Source organism: Portibacter lacus, from assembly GCF_021533215.1.
In the GTDB taxonomy this organism is placed as follows: domain Bacteria; phylum Bacteroidota; class Bacteroidia; order Chitinophagales; family Saprospiraceae; genus Portibacter; species Portibacter lacus.
The window spans coordinates 251085-276225 of the sequence record NZ_JAJNKA010000008.1 but is presented as its reverse complement, the minus strand read 5'-3'; the positions used below and the strand labels follow the sequence as shown (position 1 = coordinate 276225).

The 25141-nt window shown below is 36.9% G+C and carries 12 protein-coding genes; 9 read left to right on the top strand and 3 right to left on the bottom strand.

The annotated features are described in order from the left end of the window. Window positions 1-472: 472 nt before the first annotated feature. Both L2586_RS15440 and L2586_RS15435 read right to left on the bottom strand, forming a co-directional pair. Window positions 473-2254: a RagB/SusD family nutrient uptake outer membrane protein gene (locus L2586_RS15440; protein ID WP_235293824.1), complete on the bottom strand. Its 1782-nt coding sequence runs from the start codon at window positions 2252-2254 to the stop codon at window positions 473-475. 33 nt (window positions 2255-2287) lie between these two features. Beyond that, window positions 2288-5518, bottom strand: coding sequence for a SusC/RagA family TonB-linked outer membrane protein (locus tag L2586_RS15435; protein WP_235293823.1), 3231 nt, complete (start codon window positions 5516-5518; stop codon window positions 2288-2290). A 911-nt stretch (window positions 5519-6429) separates the two neighbouring features. Between L2586_RS15435 and L2586_RS15430 the strand changes: the two genes are divergently transcribed. The 9 genes from L2586_RS15430 (at window position 6430) to L2586_RS15390 (ending at window position 23101) form a co-directional block, all read left to right on the top strand. Beyond that, window positions 6430-9315 (top strand): heparinase II/III family protein, encoded by a 2886-nt coding sequence (locus L2586_RS15430; RefSeq protein ID WP_235293822.1) that lies wholly within the window; start codon window positions 6430-6432, stop codon window positions 9313-9315. Between the two features lies 1 nt (window position 9316). Next, the gene (locus L2586_RS15425; protein ID WP_235293821.1) at window positions 9317-10855 is read left to right on the top strand and encodes a glycosyl hydrolase family 28 protein; all 1539 of its coding nucleotides are present in this window, start codon (window positions 9317-9319) and stop codon (window positions 10853-10855) included. Window positions 10856-10932: 77 nt separating this feature from the next. Next, window positions 10933-12315, top strand: a complete 1383-nt coding sequence (locus L2586_RS15420) for an alpha-L-fucosidase (protein ID WP_235293820.1) — start codon at window positions 10933-10935, stop codon at window positions 12313-12315. Between the two features lie 156 nt (window positions 12316-12471). Next, the gene (locus tag L2586_RS15415) at window positions 12472-13932 is read left to right on the top strand and encodes a sulfatase-like hydrolase/transferase (protein ID WP_235293819.1); all 1461 of its coding nucleotides are present in this window, start codon (window positions 12472-12474) and stop codon (window positions 13930-13932) included. 3 nt (window positions 13933-13935) lie between these two features. After that, window positions 13936-15747, top strand: coding sequence for an arylsulfatase (locus L2586_RS15410; RefSeq protein WP_235293818.1), 1812 nt, complete (start codon window positions 13936-13938; stop codon window positions 15745-15747). 154 nt (window positions 15748-15901) lie between these two features. After that, window positions 15902-18253: a GH92 family glycosyl hydrolase gene (locus L2586_RS15405; protein ID WP_235293817.1), complete on the top strand. Its 2352-nt coding sequence runs from the start codon at window positions 15902-15904 to the stop codon at window positions 18251-18253. Between the two features lie 63 nt (window positions 18254-18316). After that, on the top strand, window positions 18317-19267 hold the full coding sequence (locus tag L2586_RS15400; protein WP_235293816.1) for an alpha/beta hydrolase family protein: 951 nt from the start codon (window positions 18317-18319) through the stop codon (window positions 19265-19267). Window positions 19268-19338: 71 nt separating this feature from the next. Continuing rightward, window positions 19339-20700 carry a 3-keto-disaccharide hydrolase gene (locus L2586_RS15395; RefSeq protein ID WP_235293815.1) on the top strand — a complete coding sequence of 454 codons (1362 nt, stop codon included), beginning with the start codon at window positions 19339-19341 and terminating at the stop codon, window positions 20698-20700. Between the two features lie 178 nt (window positions 20701-20878). Then, window positions 20879-23101: a DUF7133 domain-containing protein gene (locus tag L2586_RS15390; RefSeq protein ID WP_235293814.1), complete on the top strand. Its 2223-nt coding sequence runs from the start codon at window positions 20879-20881 to the stop codon at window positions 23099-23101. A 435-nt stretch (window positions 23102-23536) separates the two neighbouring features. Here the strand turns inward: L2586_RS15390 and L2586_RS15385 are convergent, their stop codons facing one another. After that, window positions 23537-24868, bottom strand: a complete 1332-nt coding sequence (locus tag L2586_RS15385; RefSeq protein WP_348535567.1) for a sulfatase-like hydrolase/transferase — start codon at window positions 24866-24868, stop codon at window positions 23537-23539. Window positions 24869-25141: the final 273 nt, after the last annotated feature.

The following is a 25141-nucleotide window of genomic DNA, read 5'->3' as shown; positions in this document are numbered from 1 at the left end:
TAACCTATGTTATTTATCTAAAGTCGATTGTTTTCTTGATGTGTATGGTTTCCGTAAGAACAAAGTGAAAAATCTATACTAATCGACTAAAAAATGACATTATTACCTACACCTTAAATTAATAATTTCAGTTCATACTTTTACTATCCAAGTATAATGATTTTTCAGAAGCCAAGTATAATTATCCTCCTCTTTTATTAAAATAGGTCAAGCAAAATCTAATAATTTTTCAGCTTTTAAAATCCTACAAGCCTAACACTTTCAAATTTGATTTAAAACAAAGGTCATCTGGCTGGGAACAAAAAAGTGGGAGGCTTAATTAAGCCTCCCACTTATAAAATTCAAGATCAAAAGTCTCCAGTAAGATATGATTAGATAATGTTGACAATTATTACACCCTTATAAATTCTTTCATCAGTCTAATTTAGGTGAATTTCGAATCTTAAATAAAACACTCACTATACTTTCATTTTTAATATCCTGGATTCTGCAATAAATTTTCATTTAGACTTGTCTGAGAAGTTGGTAAAGGAAATAAGTAATGATGCTTAGCAAAGTTTCGAACAGATGAAGACTCTACTACTAAGCATTTTCTTAATCCAACTCCAGTTTCTGTCGTTTCTTCTGGATATGCATATGCTTCTGGATCATATAACTCATCATTATTCTCGTAAACTGTTCCTTCTATAACAGCACCATATTTGGTTGCACCTAACTCTTGCTCTGCGATTCCCCATCTTTTTAGATCTGTAAACCTAGTCGCACTCTCTGCATATAATTCGATCGTTCGCTCTCTTCTGATTTCCTCCCCGATATCCAAGTTATTTTCACTTAAAAAGGCATTGGTAACAGGAGGCAGACCTGCTCTTGCTTTAACCAAATTAATAGATGCATCCATTTCTCCATCAGAAAGTTTACCATTCAGTTCATAAAGTGCTTCAGCATACATGAGGTATACTTCTGCTAAACGAATAAATGGCATATCGTAACTTTCCGTTTTCGTTTCCCGGTAAGCATCAGCTGTTCCCCAATTCCAACTCATAAACTTTGAATTAAGATAACCGAAGTTATTAACACCATTTAATAAGACTTCACCTGTCTGAGGAATTTGTCCTAAACTCTGGTGATAAGTAAAATAAGCTCTCATTCTATAATCTCTGTTTTGGAACTCACTTTGAGTTTCTGCATATCCTTCGAATAATGGTGACTGATCGATCGGCAGACCATCAGAACATAAAAATAAATCCATCATTTTTCTGCTAGGCTTTACTCTTCCTTGATAAACATGACTAACTAAGGTACCTGCACGTCTAAAGATGAAATCATATTTACCATAGAAAATAAATTCTTTATTAGATGATTTATCAAGACCCGCTGGATTAGAACCTCCATCTTCAAGATTAAATAGGAAATTAGAGCTTAAATTATCAAGACTGCTGTTCTGGTCCCAAAGTTCGAACGTTCCTCCATCTATGATAGACTTAGTCAAAGTCACAACATCTTGTAAGTAGGTACTAATATTAGATTCATTATACCCAGCACTTCCAGCTCCAGATGCAGAACCATCACCATCAGTACTCGTTCCTACATATTTCATCCATGTTGCTTCATGCAACAAGACTTCTGCTTTCAAGGCCATCGCTGCTTCCTTGCTAATTTTCCCTTTATCACCTGATGCAATATTTGCTTCATTTGGTAGACCAGCGATAGCGCCATCTAGGTCAGCTAAAATCTGAGCCACAACTTCATACCTGCTGTTTCGAGAAGCATATAACTCTTCTGAATCAACATCTAAGGGTTCTAAGACCAAGATAACACCTCCAAATTTTTGAACTAATGACCAATATTGGTAGGCTCTGTGAAAATAGGTTGCAGCAACATATTCTCCTATATCGTTTCCGTCATAGTCTGCGGCTCTAGACAACAACAGATTCATATCTCTAATTGCATTATAAGCACTGCTATAATCTGCATCAGATTCTGGTGCCTGAGTTTCTCCTCTTCCATAGTCTTGCATTCCACCTGCTTCAGTATATCCTACTAAATCTGAACCATGATCTGAATAAACTCCTTGGTCTCCCCACCCCATCAAGTTCGTATAGAACCGATTTGAGCCCGTTAGGAAATGTTCCGCTTCTGTATAATAGACATCATCTGTAATAGAAGCTGGAGGTGATAAATCTATAAAATCATCTTGACATGATACTACAACAAGCATCATTAATGGTAATATTATATATTTTAAATTCTTCATTTGAATTAATTTTTTTAATTTATAATGGTTTGTTTAAATAGATACTTTGAAACCTAAAGCGTAGGTACGCATGAATGGATACGCATTATTATTCGTACTTGCGCCTGATTCTGGGTCATAGCCATCTTTAACTTTTGTAAATTCAAACAAATCATTTCCTGAAAAATAGACTCGAAGATTATCTATTGCCTTACCTCCTAATTTGATTCCTTTTATGTTATAACCTATGATGAGGTTCTTTAATCTTAAGTATCTATTGTTTTGAAGAATATGATCTTTACTTCTATAATTCCAAGTAGATATTCCACGTTGAGTAGACAACCTAGGGAATTCCGCATCTCGATTTTCTTCGGTCCATGTTCTACCTAACCATGCACTCGACTGATTCTGCCATTCTGCTTGAAAAGGTTGAGCAAAATATCCAGTTCTATAGATATTTTGATTTAATACACCTTGGAAAAATGCACTGAAATCAAAATTCTTAAACTGTAATTCAAAATTAGTACCGTATACATAATGAGCAGCCGCATCTCCATGGTAAGTTAGATCATCGTTATTAAGGATTCCATCTCCATTAGAATCAACAACCCGAACATCTCCTACACGGATAGCATTGTTAGAGCTTTGAGCAGGCAGAATACCTCCTGCTTCGATACTTTCATAATATGCATCTACTTCAGACTGAGAATCAAAGTATCCATCTGTTTCCCATAAGTAAAATGAATTAATAGGTTTTCCTAAAATGTTTCTACCTCTTGCTGCATCATTTAGGTTTTCATAAATCGTCTGTGCGCCTTCATATTCTGTAATTTCATTTCTGGTATCACTCATATTAGCACTGATTGATAAATTCAAATCTCCTATTTGCTTTCTAAATCCTAGTAATACTTCCCATCCCTGCGTTTCTAATGTTCCAATATTGGTAAATGGAGTTGATGTTCCTAATACATCTGGTGTGATTCCTCTTACGAGCATTCCCACATTGTTCTTTTGATACAAGTCCACAGATCCGAAAATACTGTAGTTGAATAAACTAAAATCAATACCTATTTCTTTATTAATTATTCTCTCCCATGTAGTTGTATTACTAAATAAACTACTTGCTCTCGAAGTTTGCTGTAAAGCTGCATTGGTTTCACCAAATACGGTATTCCCGAATTGTACTGTCGATAAATATCCAAAGTTTCCGATTCCTGAGGTACTTCCTAATTCTCCGTAACCTCCTCTTAACTTTAAGAAGGAAAGAAAGCTAAGATTGCTCAAAAATTCTTCCTCACTTAGTACCCATCCTGCTGAAACACTTCCATAGTTAGACCATTTAGATCCTTGAGCGAATCTAGATGATCCATCTCTTCTACCTTGCAATTCTAACAAATACTTCCCACCATAATTATAATTTAAACGACCGATGTAACCATAGAAACCCCAAGCGTTCCCTGCTGAATTCGTAGTTACCAATTGATCAGTAGCTCCTAAACTTAAATCATACACACCATAATCGACAAAACCATTTCTTCTCGCTGACAAACTTCCACTTACATTTTTCTCAGCCTCTAAAGCTACCAGACCAGAAAAATTATGCTTCCCGAAACTATCTTCATAATTTAGGGATGTTTTGTAATTGTTATAACTTACAGATCCCGATCCTTCTTCTATAAATGTTGTACCATTAATTGTAGTAGCATAATCTCCCTGCCAGCTATATAATGGGACATCTAATTGATATCTTTCATATTCGCTATTTTGCTTACTTCTTGCAAATGAACCTACTAGACTCAACTTATCCGTTATATCATAAGTAGCCATTGCACTAACTCTAAACTGTTCTATATTATTTGTTAATCTACCTCCATCTACCACTTCTGCAATAGCATTTCTTGCTCCTTTAATCTCGACACCACCAAAAACAGAGTAATACTGTCCTTGATCATTGTAAGTAGGGAACAAAGGTGCATCATATGTGGCAGCATCCCTTGCCAACCCATCTTGAGGACCTGAAATGGTATTTTGAAAATAATTAATATTCGTATTAAAATGTAGTCTTTTTGTGATATCAGTATTGTAGTTCAATGCTAAGTTATATCTATCAGCAGCGTCCTTTGCTACCTTCAGACCTCCTACATTTTGATCGTAACCTCCTGAAACTCTGAAATTGCTATATTCATTTCCTCCAGATACACTAATATTCTGTTGGTTAGAGAAAGAGTTTCCAAACATTTCATCGAATCGATTTCCATTAGCTAACCAGATATTTCCATTAATCGGTAAATCATAATATCCTTCTTCACCATTTGCAATCTTTACTAAATTATCTCTGTCAGCCCAAAAGAAGTAACGTGGAGGAAGACCTGCAGCTATATCTTGATCCGCTGCATGTAGGTAAAGCTCACCATATTCAGACATGGTCGGAGTTGGGGGACGAATACCTATGGTTCCCATACGAAATACAGAACTCAATTCAACTTTAACATCGCCCCTACCCTTTTTCGTGGTTACTAAAATAACACCACCAGCAGCACGTGCACCATATACCGATGCTGAACCACCTTTAAGAACACTTATTGATTCGATGTCGTTCGGATTCATATCGTTAAATGACCTTGCATTAATAGCAGGAATACCATCTATGACGATAAGAGGATCTATACCATTAATAGAAGACGCACCTCTAATTAAAAAGTTAATGTCTTCACTTCCAGGTCTTGACGAACCACGAGAAACAACTAAACCAGGTGTTCTTCCTTGAAGGGCAAGAGCTGGACTACCTTGTGCCAAATCTTCGAAAGCTTTTGCCTTAACTTGCTCTACAGAACCTGTCAATGTTTCCTTTTTAGCGGTTCCATAACCAACAACTACTACTTCATCTAGTAAGGTAGCATCATCAGCCAAGGTTATGGTTAGACTTCGATTGGATCCTACCGTTATTTCTTTGGTAACATATCCAGTATAAGAGATAACAATTACACTTTCTTCCGAGGGCACTTCGATTGAAAAGTTTCCATCCACATCTGTAATCGTCCCATTGTTAGTATCTTTTAATAATACAGTTGCTCCTATTAAAGGCAAGTTTTCTGAGTCAAGAACTGTACCTGTAACTGTAAAGTCCTTTTTTAAATCTTGCGTTAAAGATACCTTCTCAAAATTTGCATTACTATTTGTGTTATCACTTGCAAAAGAGAAAGTACTGTAAAACACAAAACCAAGCATCCACATTAGACTCTTGGAAAACCTAAGTTTCGTTTGAAATTTTCTATAATCTTTCATATAAGTTAAAAAATAAAGAGTTAAAAAAATAAGTAGTTAATTCATTCTACCACTTCTATATCACAGTTCTTATCTTTGATAAATCAAGTCCATGCGATTGCAGAACATTTGAGTAAGTAATTTGTAAACTTCTTCTTTTACTCATCAGGTAAACAATACTTACTTGTTTGATTTTTTTTAAGATAATCACCTAATGAATATTATAGACCTTCACTTTTGAAGTATAATTTCATCCATATAGCTGTGATCATTAAACTGCATAATATCTGATTCTATAAAATCAAATACTTGCTGATGAAATTTAGATAGACTCCTTTTTCTTTTAAGTAAATTAAGGTTCAACTAGAGTAAATTATGTCCCAATTGACCAATTTTAGAGCAAAATCATCGATTTGGTTATATTTTACCTATTAGTTGTATATGCAAATATATAATAGGACTATTGCTCATTTTCATATCTTTATTTTGTAATATGGCATTTTATACAATTATTATTATTTCAAATATGTATTTTGTTACGATTTCAGAATAAAATTTGCAACCTGTACTTTATTGCCGTTTAAAATCTGTAAGTCTTGTTGATTATTTATTGCAAATGCTTGCAGATTTACCTAATTCGAAATGAATTTTGTTTTGTAAGCATGTGAAAATGCAATTTAGAGGATGGGTAAAGGTGTTTTATTTACATATATGGATTTTATATTGTGATTCATTTGGCAAAATCTAGTGGTTCTAACATTTTCTTCTTTAATAATGAGGTGAGCAATTTAAAATTCTACTATTGGTCCCTGACCTTGAATTGCTACTTAAAACCAATAGCGTTGTCTAAAAGGCAGTAAAAGAATAATAATTGATCTCGTTTGAGTGATAAGTTACTGTCCAAGACCACTAAATTGGAGTAAATTACTTAGATGAAAAATTTTGCTTGTATGGATGAAAAGCATATCATAGTTAATTATACAATACGCCCATCTCAAATTAGGTTAGGATGGATTATTAACGCATTCATGTTAATATTATTCTCTACGTGTATCTCGGCTGGCCAAAACTTTTCTCATCCTAGGTTATATATTTCAAATGATACAAAGGAAGATTTTAAACGAGATATAGAGACGTCCGTATGGAAGAATAAGTACGTAGATCAGAGAAGGGCAAGAGTTGAAAAATACCTTCGATATTGTCAAGAAGATCAAAACTGGTTGGTTTCGAGATTGCAAATGAACTGGAAAACAACGCATGATAAAGTCTACCTTAAAGGAGGCGATTTCTCTCATTCTTCAGGAAAAGCACCTGTTCCTACTGTACGCTTTTCTGGCTCTAGAGACTGGGCAGCGGAATATCGAAGACCTCCACTAGAAGAAGTAGAACCATATTTTGATGATCCAAGAGGGTTTTATCTAAAAAATCAGCAATCCGGTGAAAAGGAATGGGTTCACCCTGCTGAAACTGGATTCATGATCGACAAAACCAATGAACAATTGATGTCGATTGCTTCGGACGCTGCTTTTCTATATTGGTATACAGATGACCCGAAGTATGCTGAATTAGCTGCCCCGGTTTTCCTTACTTATATAGAAGGTATGTTTTACAGAGATGCTCCTATAGATCTGGAAAATAGCAACCAGCAGCATATTTCAGGCTTAGCGACTTTCGAAGTAATCCATGAAGGTATTCTTATATCCCTCGTCAGTGTCTATGACTTTTTACATGATTATCTTGAGGCTAATGGGTACAACCTGCAAAATTCAGTTGCAGTTTTTCAAAAATGGGGAGATCAAATTATTAAAAATGGAATTCCTGATAATAACTGGAACCTCTTCCAAGCTAGGTTTTTAACCTACATCGCAATTGTTCTGGATCATAACGAATCGTATGAAAATGGGAAAGGGAGGCAATATTTCTTAGATCACACCTTTAACACTTCAACGGATCGACAAATAGCTCTATCTGAATCACTCTTAGAATATGACCAGAATACTGGAATCTGGCCAGAATCCGCCTCTTATTCTGTGCATGTAATCACAACCTTACTAAGAATCATAACACTTCTGGATCATGCTACTAATAATAACGAATTGGCTAACTATGATGTCATTGAAAAAGCATCATTGGCTTCCTTTCAATATTTGTTTCCTAATGGTTATACGATTGGATTCGGTGATTCCAAGCACAAACCCTTACCACCAGAAAATTTTGAACTGCTGATTTCAAATTATCGAAAATATGGCGCGATGGAAAAGGAAAAGTTGATGTCTCACTTACTAAATCAAATGATTGAGGACGGTTTATACGAAAGAAAGGTAAAGGATTTGTTTCAATTGTTTTTCTATGTAGATCACATAAATGTTGACCCAACAGAAAAAAGTAAATTGAGCAGCCTTGTTACACCTACTTTTTATGCGCCCAATGTTAGTCTATTTAATCAAAGACTCGGAACTGGTGATGAAGCAATAATGGCATCTATAGCAGGTTCTAAAGGCAATCATACCCACGCTAATGGGATTTCGCTTGAACTGTTTGCCAATAATTATGCAATGGGGCCAGACATGGGAAAAGGTCCTAGTTATTGGCATGAGGAGCATCGAGATTTCTATTCTAGATTTCCAGCACACAATACGGTCGTAGTAGATAGAAGGTCAGACTATGAAGCTATGCGGAGCAATCATCCTTTCACAATAGAGAATAGCTACCCGAAAAGTGGTAATAAGACCTCTGATTTTGATAAAATAACTTACGCTCATGTTTCCTTTTTAGAACCAACAACCATTTCAGAGCAACAAAGATTTACAGCGCTTATAAAATCCAATTTACTTACAGAAAGAGGATATGTGGTAGATGTTTTTAGGTCAATGAAACAAGGTGGTGGCGACGAATTGCACGAATACATCTATCATAACATTGGACAAAAAATAGAATTTAAATCTTCAGATGGGCAACTATTAACTCCATTGCCGACCGAAGAACTTAATGCTTCGAAAGGTGAGTTGAAAGGCTTTAATTATTTCACAGATCAAGGAAAAATCGAAACTGCTCAAGATGTAACGGCTTTATTTGCCATAGAAAGCGAGGATAAGGTAGACAATTTGATGAAGGTTTGGATCAAAGGAGATGAAGGCCAAACCATCTTTTCAGTAAAATCACCAAAGTCGAACGCTATTAGCGAAGGTACGGCACCAGCAGACCTGGTTGATTCACCACTTCCAACGTTTATAATTAGTAAGCAAAAGGAAAGTTGGGAAAGTCCTTTCGCCCTTGTATTTAACCCCTATTTTGAAGAAGGAGAAAATCCTATTGCAAATGTAGTCTACTCCTCGATAGAAAAATATCCACGGGCACAAATTATAGAGGTAGCATTATCTGATGGTGAAACTAAAGACCAATTGGTAATCAATGCATCGGAAAACGATATTGCTAAAAACGATGATTTCTATCAAAATGGGTTTCTATCCGTTAAGCGTTTTGCTGGATCAAGCGGAGAATTTGATTTTCTATTCTTATCTGGAATGAATAAATATCAGCAAGATGGTTGGGAAATATCTGCCATCGGTAAGGTATTTACAGCTGCTATTGAAAGAAGCACCGAAGGTTATACAATCCATTCCGATCAACCTATCGAAGTCATCTTAAAACATCCTTTAAGTAGTAAGCCACCAGTTATTAATTTTTATGAAAATGGGATAAATGTAGGGAGTAGAAATGCCAGAAGAAATAGGCACAATGAACAGCAAGTTATCTTTAAAATTGACAAAAAATATGAAAAAGTAGAATTAACATATCCAAGTAAAATCAAAAAATAAAATGCAAATATTCATTAAAATATCACTTTCCATATTCTGTTTTCTATTCAGCATAATCTCTATCTCTCTTAATTTCGGTGCAGAAAAATTAGATGCGTATGCTGATAAGCTAAAAGATCATGTCAAAGTATATCCTGCACCCAGCGAAATCGAGCTTTCTCAAAATTTTCAAGTGGAGGTAGAAGGTATAGAAGTACCATTGTACAAGGCCATCATTCCTCCAGAAGGCCCCATTCCACGCTTAAGCAGAGACGCTAGTGCTTTTGGAATAGCTTCATATGGCTCATGGGATATGAACGATAAAGTGAATATTGAAGTAACCTATCCAACTCCTATTGAGAGCTTTAAGATATTACCTACTTCTTTTGGAATTGAAGCGAAGGTGGACGGAAGAAAACTCTCTTTTACATTAGGCGATCCTAGACACCTTACGATAGAGATCAATGGGGACTGGCACGAATCTTTACACTTATTTGCGAATCCATTCGAAGAAAATATACCTGACCCTGATGATCCGAATGTTATCTTTTATGAAGCAGGTGTTCACGAAGTAGTGAATAAGGTCATCGGGGACAACACAACAGTATACATAGCAGGTGGTGCTTACATAAAGGGGATAACAGAGCAGAATGAAGAAAAAATGGTCGCCATGAATGGTGCTGAGAGATTTCTACCAACTTTTATCTTAGATGGGAAGAATATTGAGATCAGAGGACGAGGAATCATTGACCAGCAACACATAAAGAGATCTAAAAGACGCTATACGATTTTAGTCAAAGACTCAGAAGATATAAAAATAGAAGGCATCATAATTCATGACCCTAGCCACTGGACCATTCCCATAAAGCGATCGAAGAATTTGCATATTGATAACATAAAGATTATAGGCTGGCGGGGAAATTCTGACGGTGTAGACATTTCCAGCAGTACTAAAGTGTTGGTTGAAAACTGTTTTTTTCGAACTCTCGATGATTTAGTAGTGGTAAAATCTAGAACAGGACAGGGAGAAGCTAGAGATATCCATGTGCGAAAGTGTGTTTTATGGAATGAATTAGCACATGCCTTAAGTATTGGTGCTGAGTTAAGAGAAAATGTGAGTGATGTTCTATTTGAAGATTGTGATGTAATTCATGATGTTGGACGGGAAACAGCATTACGGGTTTATCATTGTGACGACGGATTATTGAGCAATATTAGATTTGAAAACATTCGTGTCGAGGAGGCGCGAAGGTTGATTTCAGTTTGGATTGGAAAAACAAGATGGACTAAAACGCCAGAAAGAGGGAATATAAGAGGCGTGATATTTAAAGATATTGTTGCGACATCCGCTCCGATTGACACAAGTCTTACTGGATTTCAAGATGGTTCCGACTGGAAGCCATACATTATTCGTGACCATGCCAGCATGGAGATCATAGGATATGATGTAGATCATACTGCTGAAGATATCATGTTTGAAAATGTAGTTTTAGATGGTAAGGTGATCAAAAAAGAACAGATTACGATCAACGAATTTGTTAAAAATGTTAAGGTAGAATAGGACCAGGTAGCTTAAGTTAATAAACGATCTCAAGGCTGAAAAGCTAACTATAGATATTAATGAAATAAAAAGAATAAATGATGAATATATTTAAGAAAGGCAGTTTAATGATTGTGTTATTTGCAATGATCTTACTAACTTTTCATGCAAATGGGCAAACCATCCAGGAAATTTCAAAAGTTGAAAAACTTTCTGACGATGAAAGAATGGAATGGTGGCGAGATGCCAAATTCGGGATGTTCATTCACTGGGGAGCTTATTCTATTATAGGGGGCGAACGCGGAGAACAGATTGCAGGAGGAGGAGCGGAATGGGCGATGGATAAGCTTGATTATACCATCGAAGAATATGAGCAATTTCCGAACATGTTTAATCCTCAACTATTTGATGCGGATGAATGGGTAAGAATGGCTAAAGATGCTGGGATGAAATACATTGTGATTACTTCCAAGCACCATGATGGCTTTGCTTTATGGGATTCAAAGGTGAGTGATTATGATATTATGGACGCTTCTCCATTTAAACGAGATATCATTAAAGAATTATCAGAGGCTTGCAAAAAACAAGGCATTATTTTCTGTTTTTACCATTCCATTGTCGATTGGCACCATCCTCAAGCTCAAGGAAATTTATTCCCGAATTACAATGCTGGACAAAAAGACCAATCTGTAGTGAATCCGGAATTTCCAAAGTACTATGAAAACTACCTAAAACCACAAGTGAAAGAATTATTGACCAATTATGGAGACATCGGAGTGGTGTGGTTTGATGGCGATTGGATAGCAGATTATACAACGGAAATGGGTAAGGAATTATATAATATGATCAGGAAAATTCAACCTAATACTATCGTTAACAATAGAGTTGACAAAGGTCGGAACGGGATGGAAGGAATGGATAAAGCTGGTGAATTCGCAGGTGACTTCGGTACGCCAGAGCAAGAAATACCTGCTACAGGAATTGATTCTGATTGGGAATCTTGCATGACCATGAATCGAACTTGGGGATACAAGCCAGATGATACGAAATGGAAAAGTAGTGAACAGCTTATTCAGAATCTGATTGATATCGTTTCTAAAGGGGGTAACTTCCTATTGAATATTGGTCCAGACGGCTACGGACGTTTTCCAGCTCAAAGTATTAGACGCTTAAAAGCGATGGGAGAATGGACCAAAGCCAATGGAGAATCTATTTACGGTGCATCGGCCAGTCCATTTGATCGACCAGAATGGGGACGATACACTAAAAAAGGCAATGTGATTTATGCTCATGTTTTTGATTGGCCGACTGATGGGAAATTGATCATTACAGAGGATCTTGACCTTGCAAAAGCTTCATTATTGGTGGGCGTAGGATCAGAATTAAAAGTGGAGAAAAACAATAAACGGGTAATCATTCATCTACCTGAACAAGCACCTGATGAGATAGCAACAGTCATTAAATTAGAGTTTAAAAAATAAACATGATTAACCTTCTTTCTCTTATTTTATGCCAATTTTTACTCTTTTGACTTTATAAAAGTAAGGTATGATTAGTACAAAGACTGTTTACCCTGCTCCATTTAAGATTAATAAATTAATTGGGTTAAAACAGTTGTTTCATCTAAAATTTGAATAATGACTAAAATGAATTTTCTACTTGCAAGCTTAATTTTTCTTTGCACTTCATTAAGCTTTGCTCAAAATGGAGGTAGTAATGAAAAATCCAAAGGCGATCAACCGAACATCATCGTATTTCTCTGCGATGACCTTGGATACGGAGACCTTGCCAGCTACGGACATCCTCACATCGAAACCCCGAATATTGACAAACTGGCTAAAACAGGAGTGAAACTCAACCACTTTTATGCAGCTGCGCCGGTTTGTTCTCCATCGCGGGCAGGATTGCTTACTGGCAGAAGTCCTAATCGCGCGGGCATTTATGACTTTATCATAGGAGGCAAAAAGAAGTTGGATAACAACAGAGATTTGGTCCACCTTAGAAAAGATGAAACAACTATTCCACAAAGACTAAAATCTGTTGGTTACGCCACTTGTTTGGTGGGAAAGTGGCACTGTAGTTCATTGTTTAATAGTGAGGCCCAACCTAGGCCAAACGAATTAGGATTTGACCATTGGTTTGCAACACATAATAACGCGGTTCCAAGCCATGAAAACCCAAGAAATTTTGTGCGTAACGGTGAGGACGTTGGTCAGATAGAAGGTTTTAGCTGCCAGATCATCGTGGATGAAGCGATGAGCTGGTTAGACAAACAAGAAAGCGACAAACCATTTTTTCTTGAAGTTGCATTCCACGAACCTCATGTTCCGATTGAATCACCACGTGAATTGGTCGAGAAATATCTACCGGTTTCAAGAAGTGAAAATGAAGCTCAATTCTTTGCAAATGTGGAGAATGTAGACATCGCAGTTGGACGGCTTGTTGAATATTTAGATGAAAATGACTTAGACAATACTCTGATTATTTTTACTTCCGATAATGGCGCGGAAGCACTCTATAGATATAGTAAAGCACAAAGATCTTATGGATCACCTGGGCCTTTATATGGGATGAAGCTTTGGACAAATGAAGGAGGGATAAGAGTACCTTGTGTCATCAACTGGAAAGGCAAACTTAAGGTTAATGGAGATTCGGATGCAGTTGTTTCATCGTTAGATTTCATGCCCACTTTTTGTGAAATTGCTGGGGCGTCTCTACCTGAGCGAACGTTGGATGGCCAATCTCTGACTGGCTTTTTCGAAACAGGTGAGCTAACAAGAGAACAACCCTTGTTATGGTGTTTTTACAATGCGATGAATAGTCAGATCTTAGCAATGAGAGATGGAGATTGGAAAATTATGGCACGACTTAAAAACGGAGAGGCCCTACCAAAGATCTACAACCTCTATGATGGCAATGAGGATTACGTGAAGGAAAGTGAGATGAGTAATTTTTCACTTTATAATCTTGTAGAAGATGTTGAAGAATCTAAGAATTTAATAAAGGACGAACCTCAGAAGTTTGAGGAAATGAAACAAATGTTAGAGCATGAATATCAAGAATTATTGGGTGGTAGTCACATCTGGACAAGAAAATAAAAGATGAAGAATTTAATACTATTTATATTAAGCATTATAATGTTGACTTCCTGTGGTTTCACAGCGCCAGCAAAAACTGATGATTCCAAGCCTAATGTATTGTTGGTCATAGTAGATGATCAAGGATATGGTGATATCGCTAGTCTTGGGAATTCGCATATTCAAACACCTAATATTGACCAATTACACTCCATTAGTGCAAGATTTACGGACTACCATGTGAGTCCTACTTGTGCACCGACTAGAGCGGCGTTATTAACAGGGCATCATTCTAATAGAACAGGTGTATGGCATACGGTGAATGGGCGTTCCTTAATTTTGGAAAGAGAAACCACAATGGCTCAGATCTTCAAGGATAATGGGTATCGAACTGGAATCTTTGGAAAATGGCATTTAGGAGATAATTATCCATTTAGACCTCAGGATAAGGGATTTGACGAAGTACTCGTGCATGGCGGTGGCGGCATCGAGCAAACGATGGATTACTGGGACAATGACTTGTTCGATGATACTTATCTCCATAATGGAACATTAAAGAAGTATGAAGGTTACTGCACTGATATTTGGTTTTCAAATGCTCAGGAATTTATAGGTGGAAAGAAAGAAGAACCCTTCTTTTGCTATCTATCTACTAATGCAGCCCATTCACCATACTTTGTGGAAGATAAATATTCAGATCCCTATAAGGATAATGAAAATGTGCATCATGCGCCTTTCTTTGGAATGCTGGCTAATATAGATGAGAATCTCGGGAAGATGGTCGAATACTTAAAGTCTATAGAGCTTATGGATAATACAATCATAATTTTTACCACAGATAATGGAACCGCACAAGGCGCTAAAGTGGAAGGACATCGACTGGATGGTTTTGTAATCAAAGGGAATAATGCAGGAATGCGTGGTATCAAGGCTAGCAAGTATGAAGGTGGACATCGAGTTCCCTTATTCATTCACTGGAAAGATGGAGGAATAAATGTCGGAAAAGACATCAACGAGCTAACAGCACATTATGATGTTCTACCTACTCTTGTTGAGCTATGTGGGCTTAAAACGAAACCTGCTACAAAATTTGATGGCAAATCTTTGAAGCCTCTGATCGAAGGAAATGCAGACGGATTCACGGACAGAATTGTGATTACAAATTCACAAAGAGTAGAAGTACCTGAGCCTTGGAGAAGGACTTCATTAATGCAAGGTAAGTGGAGATTAATAGATGGAATAGAGTTGTATGATCTTTCAAGCGACCCCGAGCAGCGAACGAACATTGCTGATCAATATCCAGAGAAAGTGAAAGCATTTAAAACTTATTATGATCAATGGTGGGAAGAAATCTCACCTAGCTATGAAGATCAACCTTACATCATCGTGGGGCATGAAGCAGAAAATCCAAGTAAGTTATACTGCCATGACTGGCATACTGAAAGTGTTAGTCCATGGCACCAAAGACACATTAGGCAAGGATACAAAGACAATGGATACTGGCAATTAAAGATCGCTGAAAGTGGCACTTATCATATTAAGCTTAGACGATGGCCAGAAGAAACGCATCTTGCACTCACTGCAGAAGCACCTATTCGCCCAGCAATTCCTGGTACCAGTGTTAGTGCGAGTAAGAAAGGGAAAGCATTAGCGATCCAAGAAGCTAAATTGAATATTCAAGGACAAGACTTATCGAAAAAGGTAGATCCGGATGCGGAATATGTAGAATTCTCCATCGAACTAGTGAAAGGAAGTGCAAATTTGAAAACCTGGTTTGTTCTTGCGGATCAAGAAGAGATCGGTGCTTATTTTGTAAATGTGGAGAAAGTAGATTGAAATTATTTTAAATTTAAATTTTGAATAGTTATAATTTCGAAACACCTTGAAAATAGGAAACTTAATACAGAGTACTAAAGTGTTGTATCAGGAAGCAATGCTATAAAAACAAGGTCTGGAAGCATAAATTAAAAGCAATATATAATTACATTTCATGAAAGTTAATCCTTTAAAATATTTCATTTTATTTGTCTGTGTTAGTCTATTGTCAAATATAAAGGCACAGGAAAAACCCGTAGATTTAGTGAATCCATTTGTTGATACGCATAACTCCAGATGGTTTTATTTTAACTCAGCAAGTAGGCCATTTGGTATGGTAAACCTAAGTCCAGATACAGACACCGATAAAACCTGGAGCTCGGGATACCTTTATGACAGTGATTCTATCCGTTGTTTCAGCCATATTCATGCATGGCAGTTGGCAGGAGTTGCAGTGATGCCTACTACAGGTGATTTTAAAGGGCACTTAGGGATGGATGAATATCAGTCTGCTTTTAGTCATGATGGTGAAATCGCCAAACCTGGCTATCACAAAGTCCATTTAAAAGATTACGATACCCAAGTAGAATTAACATCGACCACACGCGTGGGTTTTCACCGATACAAGTTTCCCGAAAACAGCCAAAAATCTATCATTTTTGACACAGGGGCAAGATTAGCTCATGGTCCTACCACCTTTTCAAAAGTTTGGAAAGTGAGTGATACAGAAATTGCAGGTGTTCAAGTGCTAAGTAAAACTGGACGTCGTCCAAAAGATACACCTATTTACTTTATTGCTCAATTGAATGTGCCATATGATTCCTTTAAAGGTTGGGAAAACGCAGCATTACTTGAAGGAGAGACCGATACAATTCAAGGTGTAAATGCTGGTGTCGGATTGCTTTTTGAAAATGACGAAGCAGAGGAGGTTTTAATGAAAGTTGCTATTTCATATGTGAGTGTAGAGCAAGCCCGTAAAAACCTAGAAGCCGAAATTGACCACTGGAATTTTGATCAAATCGTTAATGAATCATTGGATACTTGGAATGATTGGTTGAGTAGAATTGAAATCAAAGGAGGAACTCATAAACAACAAGTCAAGTTTTATACGGATCTATGGCATGCTTTATTAGGGAGGCGAATCATTAGCGACTTTGATGGAAAATACACAGATATGACAGGCGAAAGCCCAGTCACAAGGACGGTACGACTAGATAAGGATGGAAAACCATTATTTCCGCATTACAATTTTGACGCTTGGTGGGGAAGTCACTGGTCGCTCAACATCTTGTGGTCGATGGCTTATCCTGAACTGATGGATGGATTCTGTAACACCATGGTCGATATGTATGATAATGGTGGGCTCATTCCACGTGGGCCGTCAGGCGGAAATTATACGTTTGTAATGATTGGTGACCCTTCAGTCTCCTTTTTTGCAACTGCCTATAATAAAGGAATTAGAAATTATGATATTGAAAAAGCCTATGAAGGTTTAAGGAAAAATGCATTTGTTGGTGGTTCTCGGGATCACGCAGGTTACGAGCACAACTTTCCTGCTTTTGGCGGAGGTATGCAATATTATATAGATCAAGGTTGGGTTCCAGAAGGAATAAAAGCAAAGGGAGGGCACAAAGATGGCGCTTCGATGACCATGGAATATGCTTATCAAGATTGGTGTTTAGCTCAGTTATCAAAAGCATTAGGGCAAGAAGACGACTATGCACTATTTATGAAACGTTCATTGAATTATAAAAATCTATGGAATCCCGAAACGAAAATGATACATCCGCGTGAAATGGATGGAAGTTGGATCAAAGACTTTAAACCCGTTTCAGAAAGTTTCAATTCACGTGGGTTCTGTGAAAGTAATTCTGCGATTTATACTCATTATGTACCTCAAGATATGTCTGGTTTGATCGAATTGTTTGGAGGAAAGGATGTCTACAATGCATTTTTAGATTCATCATTTGTAAAAGGGGAAAAATTACATTTTGTAGGAGCGAATAAGAATCATGCTGCAAGTTGGATAGACTACGGAAACCAGCCCGGAACCGGAATGGGAAATTTGTTCAATTATTCTGGGGCGCCATGGTTAAGTCAAAAATGGATGAGAAAAGTGAAAGAAACATATGGTGACATTACGCCTTATGGTGGTTACCATGGAGATGAGGATCAAGGGCAGATGGGAGCACTCGGTGTTTTGATGGCAATGGGACTTTTTGAATTAGATGGCGGAGCATCCGTTAAACCCTACTATGAAATAACGAGTCCCATTTTTGATGAGTTAACCATTTATCTCAATAATGACTATTACCCAGGAGATAAATTTGTAATAAAGACGGCTAATAATTCGGCAGACAATGATTACATCCAATCCGCTAAATTAAACAATGCCAATTTGGATAACTGTTGGTTCTACCATGATGACTTTGCAAATGGAGGGGTTTTAGAATTGAAACTAGGAAAAGAACCCAATAAAGAATGGGGCATAAAGGTGCCACCTCCTTCTTTTAAGCAAAAGGATTAATTGCGTTGTAGATTTTGGAGAAATTATAAGTTTTATACCATTTAATAGTGATCAATTAAAAATATGAGCAGTTCTAATCTAGCAAAAACCTTGGCCAAAACAGCTTTAATGCTAACCGTGTTATTAGCCTTTCTGCCCATTACATTTGCACAAAACGACAAGGAAAAGGATATTCTTGAGACCTTTAAGCACAAAGAAACGATCGTATACAAAATGGTAGATGGGATCGAATTAGATATGATTATTTTCTACCCAGAACCAGACAAGATCAAAAAAGCAAATCCGTGGATGCTGCATGTACATGGAGGTGGATGGGCTGGCGGTAGCAAATACAACGTATTGAAAAAATCATTCCTAGGTACGATGCAAAATCTCTTGGACGCTGGTGTTATATGTGCTACAATAGAATACAGAAAAGCACGAGGAAAGATCACTGCTTATGAAGCCGTCGTGGATGCTAAGGATGCAGCCCATTTTCTTTTACACAATGCAGCACAATATAAATTAGATGAAATTAAATATGGTATTTGGGGTGGTTCTGCTGGAGGGCATTTAAGCTTAGTGACTGCTTTGAGCAAAGATTCCGATTTCAAAGGAGACCCAGCATTGGCAGCGTATCCTCTTTATTTTAAATGCATTGCTTCTTATTTTCCATTTACTTCTTGCGTGAATCCAGACATCAGACCAGGTTCTATTTTTGAAGATGAAAAACTTTTTGTCCGTCTTTTAGGTGCGCCACTAGAAGAGAAATCGGAATTGGCCGAGTTGCTCAGTCCGACTGAACTTCTGGACGAAAATAGTCCTCCTATTTTGCTAATTCATGGAGACGTGGACACTACCCTACCCATAAGTAACTCAACCTATATGGTAGCTGTGGCAAAAGAAAAAAAGGCCGACGTTGAATTATTAACCATTAAAAATGCTGGACATAGTTTTAGTGGATCAAATATATCTCCGTCCATCGAGGAGCTCAATACTTATGCTGCCAATTTTATTTTATCTCATTTACAATAAGCAATGATAACGTGAAGACTTTTACAAATAAAAAGTCCAGAAAAAATTAAAATCTTCAAAGACCAATAACTATGAGAACAAAAATTATTTTCCTCTTACTATTCATTGTGAATTTGTCTTTCAGCCAAATTAAGCTCAAAGAATTGACAGATTTTACCGTTCCGAGAGGTGATTGGTTTCAAGTAAGTAGCGTTGCAATTGACTCCTCCAATATGGAACTTTTTATGATAAAGGAAGGCAAGGGTTGTTTTGTAAATGGCGCTTCTGGAAAAACAGCACATCTTGAATCTGAACAGGCTTATGGCGATATAGAATTACACATTGAATTCTTATTGCCTAAAGGGTCTAATTCAGGTATTTATTTCCAAAGTAGATATGAGATTCAGATTTTTCACAGCCATGGAAAAGAGAATCCTGGTTATATCGATTGCGGTGGTATCTACCAACGCTGGGATGAAACAAAACCTACGAATCAAAGGGGATACGAAGGGATTCCTCCTAGAGTCAACGCAACTTTGCCATTAGGCGTATGGCAGAGCTATGATATTATTTTCAGAGCTCCTCGGTTTGATGAAAATGGCAGTAAAATTAAAAATGCCATGTTCGAAAAAGTGATACTTAATGGCATTGTAATTCATGAAAACCGAGAAGTATCTGGACCTACACGGGATGGCAAGATTGGGCAGGAAGAGGCTTTTGCTCCTTTAAGATTACAAGGAGATCATGGTCGAGTAGCTTATCGCAATATACGAATTAGAACACTAGATCAGACAAGACCAAAAATACCTAACCAATGGGTAAATCTGTTAGAAAACACGAATGAAAATGGTCCCAATTATGATTTTATAGTTCACGGTGATGCAACGATAGAAGAAGCAAACACCATGTTTGAATATGAGGATGAGGAATTAAAAGCCATGTATAAATGGACCGAAACTTCTGCTCCTTATGGAATAGCAGTAACTAAAAAGACATATAGCTCCTATGATCTTAAATTTGAATTTAAATGGGGAGAACGAAGATTTGCACCTCGTCTTGATAAGATACGTGATGCAGGTTTGTTATATCATTGTCAGGTAGGAAATTATGCTTGGCCACCGAGTTTAGAATACCAGATCCAAGAAGGTGATTGTGGTGATTTATGGAGTATTTTAGGCGCTCATTGTGACGTGTTAAAAGATGGTGAAATTCTTAAAATTGAAAGGAAAGATTATAGTCGCTCTAAAAAGTGGAGTGATGCAGAAAAAGAAGGTTGGAATGAGGTATTACTTGAAGTTAGAGGTAGTTCAGCAAAATATTATTTAAATGGTACTTTGGTCAATGAAATAACCAATGCTACTTATGGTGGTTTAACAAATTCATCAGGTTTTATCGCATTGCAGGCCGAATATGCTGAACTGACTTATAGGAAAATAAAGATCAGAGAGCTTTAACAAAGAGATATTTTTTTAGGGCATAATGAAGTTAATTTAAAAACAAGTGCGATTCATATTTTTTTTTTGCAATAGCTCGAGCTATGATTTCTTATTCTCAATATAAAGAACTTAATTGGGGAGAATTGAGCAAACACTACGATATACCACTTTAATAAAGAAATAGAAAATGAGTAAAATGAGTTTTAGAAAAGCATATTATATAATTATTTGCTTAGTTTTTTTCGGTTGTCAAGAAGAAGTATATGTGGAAAAGATATATGAAAAACCTGAAATCGTTAAAGAAGCTGTTTCTGATTTTCTTTCTCCAGAGGAAAGCATGAAAACGTTTTACCTGCCTGAAGGATATGAAGTAGAGTTAGTAGCAAGTGAACCGATGATCGATGAGCCTGTAACGATTGCTTGGGATGGAAACGGAAGAATGTATGTAGCTGAAATGAACACCTATATGCAAGATGTCAATGGTTCAGGAACGAACAATGCCATCAGTCGCATAAAATTGCTAGAAGACACAGATGGTGATGGGAAAATGGACAAAAGCACGGTATTTATTGACAGCCTCATGTTACCAAGGATGATCCTACCATTGGAAAATGAGCTGATTGTCAATGAAACGTATTCATATGATTTATGGAGTTATAAAGATACCAATAATGATGGTGTAGCGGATAAAAAGGAGCGAGTGTACTATAACGAAAACCGTCGTGGTGGAAATTTAGAACACCAACAAAGTGGACTCGTATGGAATTTAGACAATTGGGTTTACACAACCTATAATCCTATTCGATTCAAATTCACTGGAGGTAAAGTAGTCGTGGACTCTCTAGATAATATGCCCAGCGGTCAATGGGGCTTGACACAAGATGATATGGGGATCATGTATTATTCTTCAGCAGGAAGTGAAAATCCCGCTTATGGTTTCCAGCAACCAGCAGTCTATGGTAATTTTAATCCCGAAGGAAGGTTGTCTAAAGATTTCGTCCAACCGTGGCCGATAGTCGGAACACCTGATGTTCAAGGTGGACTCAAAAAACTGCGTGAAGATGGAACACTAAATCATTTTACTGGAGTAGCAGGGCAAGAGATTTTCAGAGGTCATCGATTGCCACCTTCCACTTATGGTGATTTGTTTATTCCGGAACCTGTGGGTCGATTGATTCGAAGAGCTAAAGTCAAAATTGAAGATGGAAAAAAAGTTCTGTACAATGCCTATGATGAAGCTGAATTTATGGCATCTACTGACTTAAATTTCAGACCGATACAAGCCAAAACTGGTCCGGACGGTGCGCTGTATATTGTAGACATGTACAGAGGAATAATTCAAGAGAGCAACTGGACGAAAGAAGGAAGTTTTCTTCGTCCTGTAATTGTTCGTAAAGGGTTGGATAAAAACATTGGTAAAGGTAGAATATATAGAATTGTATATAAAGGGATCACACCAGATGAGAAGCCTAACCTTTTAGATAAAAAGTCATCTGAATTGGTTTCCTATTTAGCTCATCCTAATGGATGGTATCGTAATACCGCTCAAAAACTAATTATTCTAAGGAATGATAAGTCGGTTGTCTCTGAACTGAAGAAGTTAGCATCAGATAACTCAGCGGTAAATGGGAATCTGTTTAAAGAAGATAGAGATCTAGGTCTAGAAAGAGTTCATGCACTTTGGACATTAGATGGTCTAGGTATGTCAGATAAAGAATTTATTAAGGCAAGATTCAACGATAAGGATGAACGTGTGCGACTTACAGCGATACGGCTAAGTGAAAATTTCATAAAAGCAGGCGATACAACGATGTATGCTGACCTAGAGCAATTTATCGATGATCCTTCAATTGAGGTCGTTAATCAGTTGGCTTTGAGTTTGAGATATGGAAAGGACAATACATCTACAACTTTACTGAATAGGATTAAAGAAAAATACGGCAGCCATGAGATTATATCCCACTCTACTATTGAGAGTCTAAAAAAGGATGATTATAAGTTGGCAGCATTAAAAAAGCATATTGCAGATCGATCAATTCGAGACAAAGAACGTATACTGAGAGGATATGAATCCTATAAGCAATTGTGCGTAACCTGTCATGGAGAAAATTTAAAAGGTGTGCTCCTAGAAGATGGTTCCTTAGTAGCTCCTACTTTGATCGGCAGTCCAAGAGTTACTGGCGATAGAGTTACACTGAGTAAAATATTAATCAATGGCTTAATCGGACCTGTGGATGGAAAGGATTATGGTATAATGATGCCACTAAAGGATAATAGCGATGGATATATTGCTGATGTACTTTCCTATATAAGAGCGCTTAACAATAAGAATGCGGTAGGAAATGGCCAAGTCAGAGATGCAAGAAAGCAAAGTGAAGGCCGGGAGGACTATTGGACATTAAAAGAGCTGGAGGAGTAGGTCCGTATTGTATTTAATAAAAAAATTATTTTATTATGGGAAGCCAATTCTATTTTTAATAAAGTGTATATATTAAAAGAATACTGTCCGTCATGATCATTTCTCAGGCCTGGAAAGACAAAAATTATTATAGAATTTTAATCCTTTTTTTATTCTATAAAACGACTTTGCTTAACTGAGAGCAGATTACCTTGATTCCTAATTAAAAAACGCAGAAATCTGGTTACTAGAATAAACAACTTTATGAAAATTAGTCAATATTTGATCTAAAAAACAGTAAATATTATTTAATCTAAGACAATAACTGTCTTTGTTTTCGCCTGTATGTCTTGGGATTGATATTTTATAGTTGAAACTTATGACTGCAACCTGAATTACACTTTGTATACAAGCAAGAAAAAGATTTAACCTTCTCAAATCATAATATACTCACAACTATAAAGTCTCTCGCTCTTTAGAAAACAATTTTTTATCTGGATGTTTTGGTAATTCTTGCTGCCAGCTTCTTATTTTACTCAGCAATTCTACTACAATTTCAGCTTTTTCCTCTTTAAGATCATTTTTTTCAAAAACATCATCCACTATATCATAAAGCTCAAAATAGCTTAAGTCAGTATTCGCAACAAGCTTCCAATTTTGATCCACAATTGCTAAGGAGACCCAATGGTTAGGAGCATTGTTTTTTGCTGGCCAACTAGCTGGGAATTTCCAAAAAAGTGGTTTCGTTCGTACAGGATAGATTTGACCTAAAAGTGCTGATACTTGACTAATTCCATCCGGTTGATAAGACGATGGCAAAGCTACATTTGCTATTTCACAGAAAGTTGGAAGCAAATCAACCGCTGAAATTAAGGATTGATTATCTATTGCACCAGCTTTGATTTTTGCTGGCCACCGAGCGATAAACGGCACGCCTATTCCCCCTTCAAAAAGTGATGCCTTATATCCTTTTCTTCCACCTGTAATACCTTTTGATGCAGAGGTGTCAAAACCAGCTCCAGTAGCTGAATCAAACATAAGTTTTAATTTTTTTACTTCATATTTCGCTCTGGCTGGGCCATTGTCTGAACTAAAAACTACCAATGTATTATCAGTCAAATTCAATCGATCGAGGACACCTAATACTTCGCCGATTCGGTCATCTGCGTGTGATAAGATAGATGCATAAATATTATCTGCTTCTTCTAAATCAGGAAAACGCCATTGATACTTTGGGATTACATGATGTGGTGTATGTGGTTCATGGATCCATAAATTTATAAAGAAAGGTTTTTTTGCTTCATTTGATTTCTCAATAAATTTTATAGCGTTGTTTGCATCTTGGTGTACAGGCATTTGTTCGCCAGAACAATTGAATGCTCCATATTCATCATATCCATACTTTCCAGGGCTCGGTGAATCAAGAATCATATTATTGGAAAGATGCCATTTTCCGAAATGTGCTGTAGCATAGCCGCTCTCTTGTAGCAACCTGGGAAGCAAGGTAGCTTCAAAATCCAACCAATCAGGCATGTTTCTTTTAGCATTAGATGGAACCCAAGCAAAATGTCCATCTATTTTGTGTCGTGCAGGAAACTGACCTGTCATGACCGCCGCTCTGCTTGGCGAACAGACCCCACTAGCTACCGTAAATCTTTGAAAATCGGTGCCCTCGCTTACTAATCTGTCTATGTTAGGAGTTTTCACATATGGATGTCCATGCGCGCTCAGATCCCCCCAACCCCAATCATCAGCAAAAATGAAGATAATATTTGGTCGAGTTTCCATTTCATTGGTTGCACCAACAATACTTTTTTCCACGCAACCTTTAAAAAATGCAAGAAGAATAAAAGAAGTAATAATTAACTTAAGAATTCCCATCATTTATATTTTAAGATAAAATGTGGAAAAATATGTTTCAATTTCATTTTTAAATTTACTTAAACTAGTTTACTAAGATTGGTATTAATAAATACGGCTTGCAAGCTAAAGATTATTTTTGGATCACTATCCTCAAGGGAAGTAAAACAATATCATAAAAGAATATTTTAGCATAAAAGC

Excerpts from the sequence above, each read along its gene's own strand:
- L2586_RS15440 (WP_235293824.1), bottom strand. The coding sequence starts at position 2,254 with ATGAAGAATTTAAAATATATAATATTACCATTAATGATGCTTGTTGTA.
- L2586_RS15435 (WP_235293823.1), bottom strand. The coding sequence starts at position 5,518 with ATGAAAGATTATAGAAAATTTCAAACGAAACTTAGGTTTTCCAAGAGT.
- L2586_RS15430 (WP_235293822.1), top strand. The coding sequence starts at position 6,430 with ATGAAAAATTTTGCTTGTATGGATGAAAAGCATATCATAGTTAATTAT.
- L2586_RS15425 (WP_235293821.1), top strand. The coding sequence starts at position 9,317 with ATGCAAATATTCATTAAAATATCACTTTCCATATTCTGTTTTCTATTC.
- L2586_RS15420 (WP_235293820.1), top strand. The coding sequence starts at position 10,933 with ATGATGAATATATTTAAGAAAGGCAGTTTAATGATTGTGTTATTTGCA.
- L2586_RS15415 (WP_235293819.1), top strand. The coding sequence starts at position 12,472 with ATGACTAAAATGAATTTTCTACTTGCAAGCTTAATTTTTCTTTGCACT.
- L2586_RS15410 (WP_235293818.1), top strand. The coding sequence starts at position 13,936 with ATGAAGAATTTAATACTATTTATATTAAGCATTATAATGTTGACTTCC.
- L2586_RS15405 (WP_235293817.1), top strand. The coding sequence starts at position 15,902 with ATGAAAGTTAATCCTTTAAAATATTTCATTTTATTTGTCTGTGTTAGT.
- L2586_RS15400 (WP_235293816.1), top strand. The coding sequence starts at position 18,317 with ATGAGCAGTTCTAATCTAGCAAAAACCTTGGCCAAAACAGCTTTAATG.
- L2586_RS15395 (WP_235293815.1), top strand. The coding sequence starts at position 19,339 with ATGAGAACAAAAATTATTTTCCTCTTACTATTCATTGTGAATTTGTCT.
- L2586_RS15390 (WP_235293814.1), top strand. The coding sequence starts at position 20,879 with ATGAGTTTTAGAAAAGCATATTATATAATTATTTGCTTAGTTTTTTTC.
- L2586_RS15385 (WP_348535567.1), bottom strand. The coding sequence starts at position 24,868 with ATGGAAACTCGACCAAATATTATCTTCATTTTTGCTGATGATTGGGGT.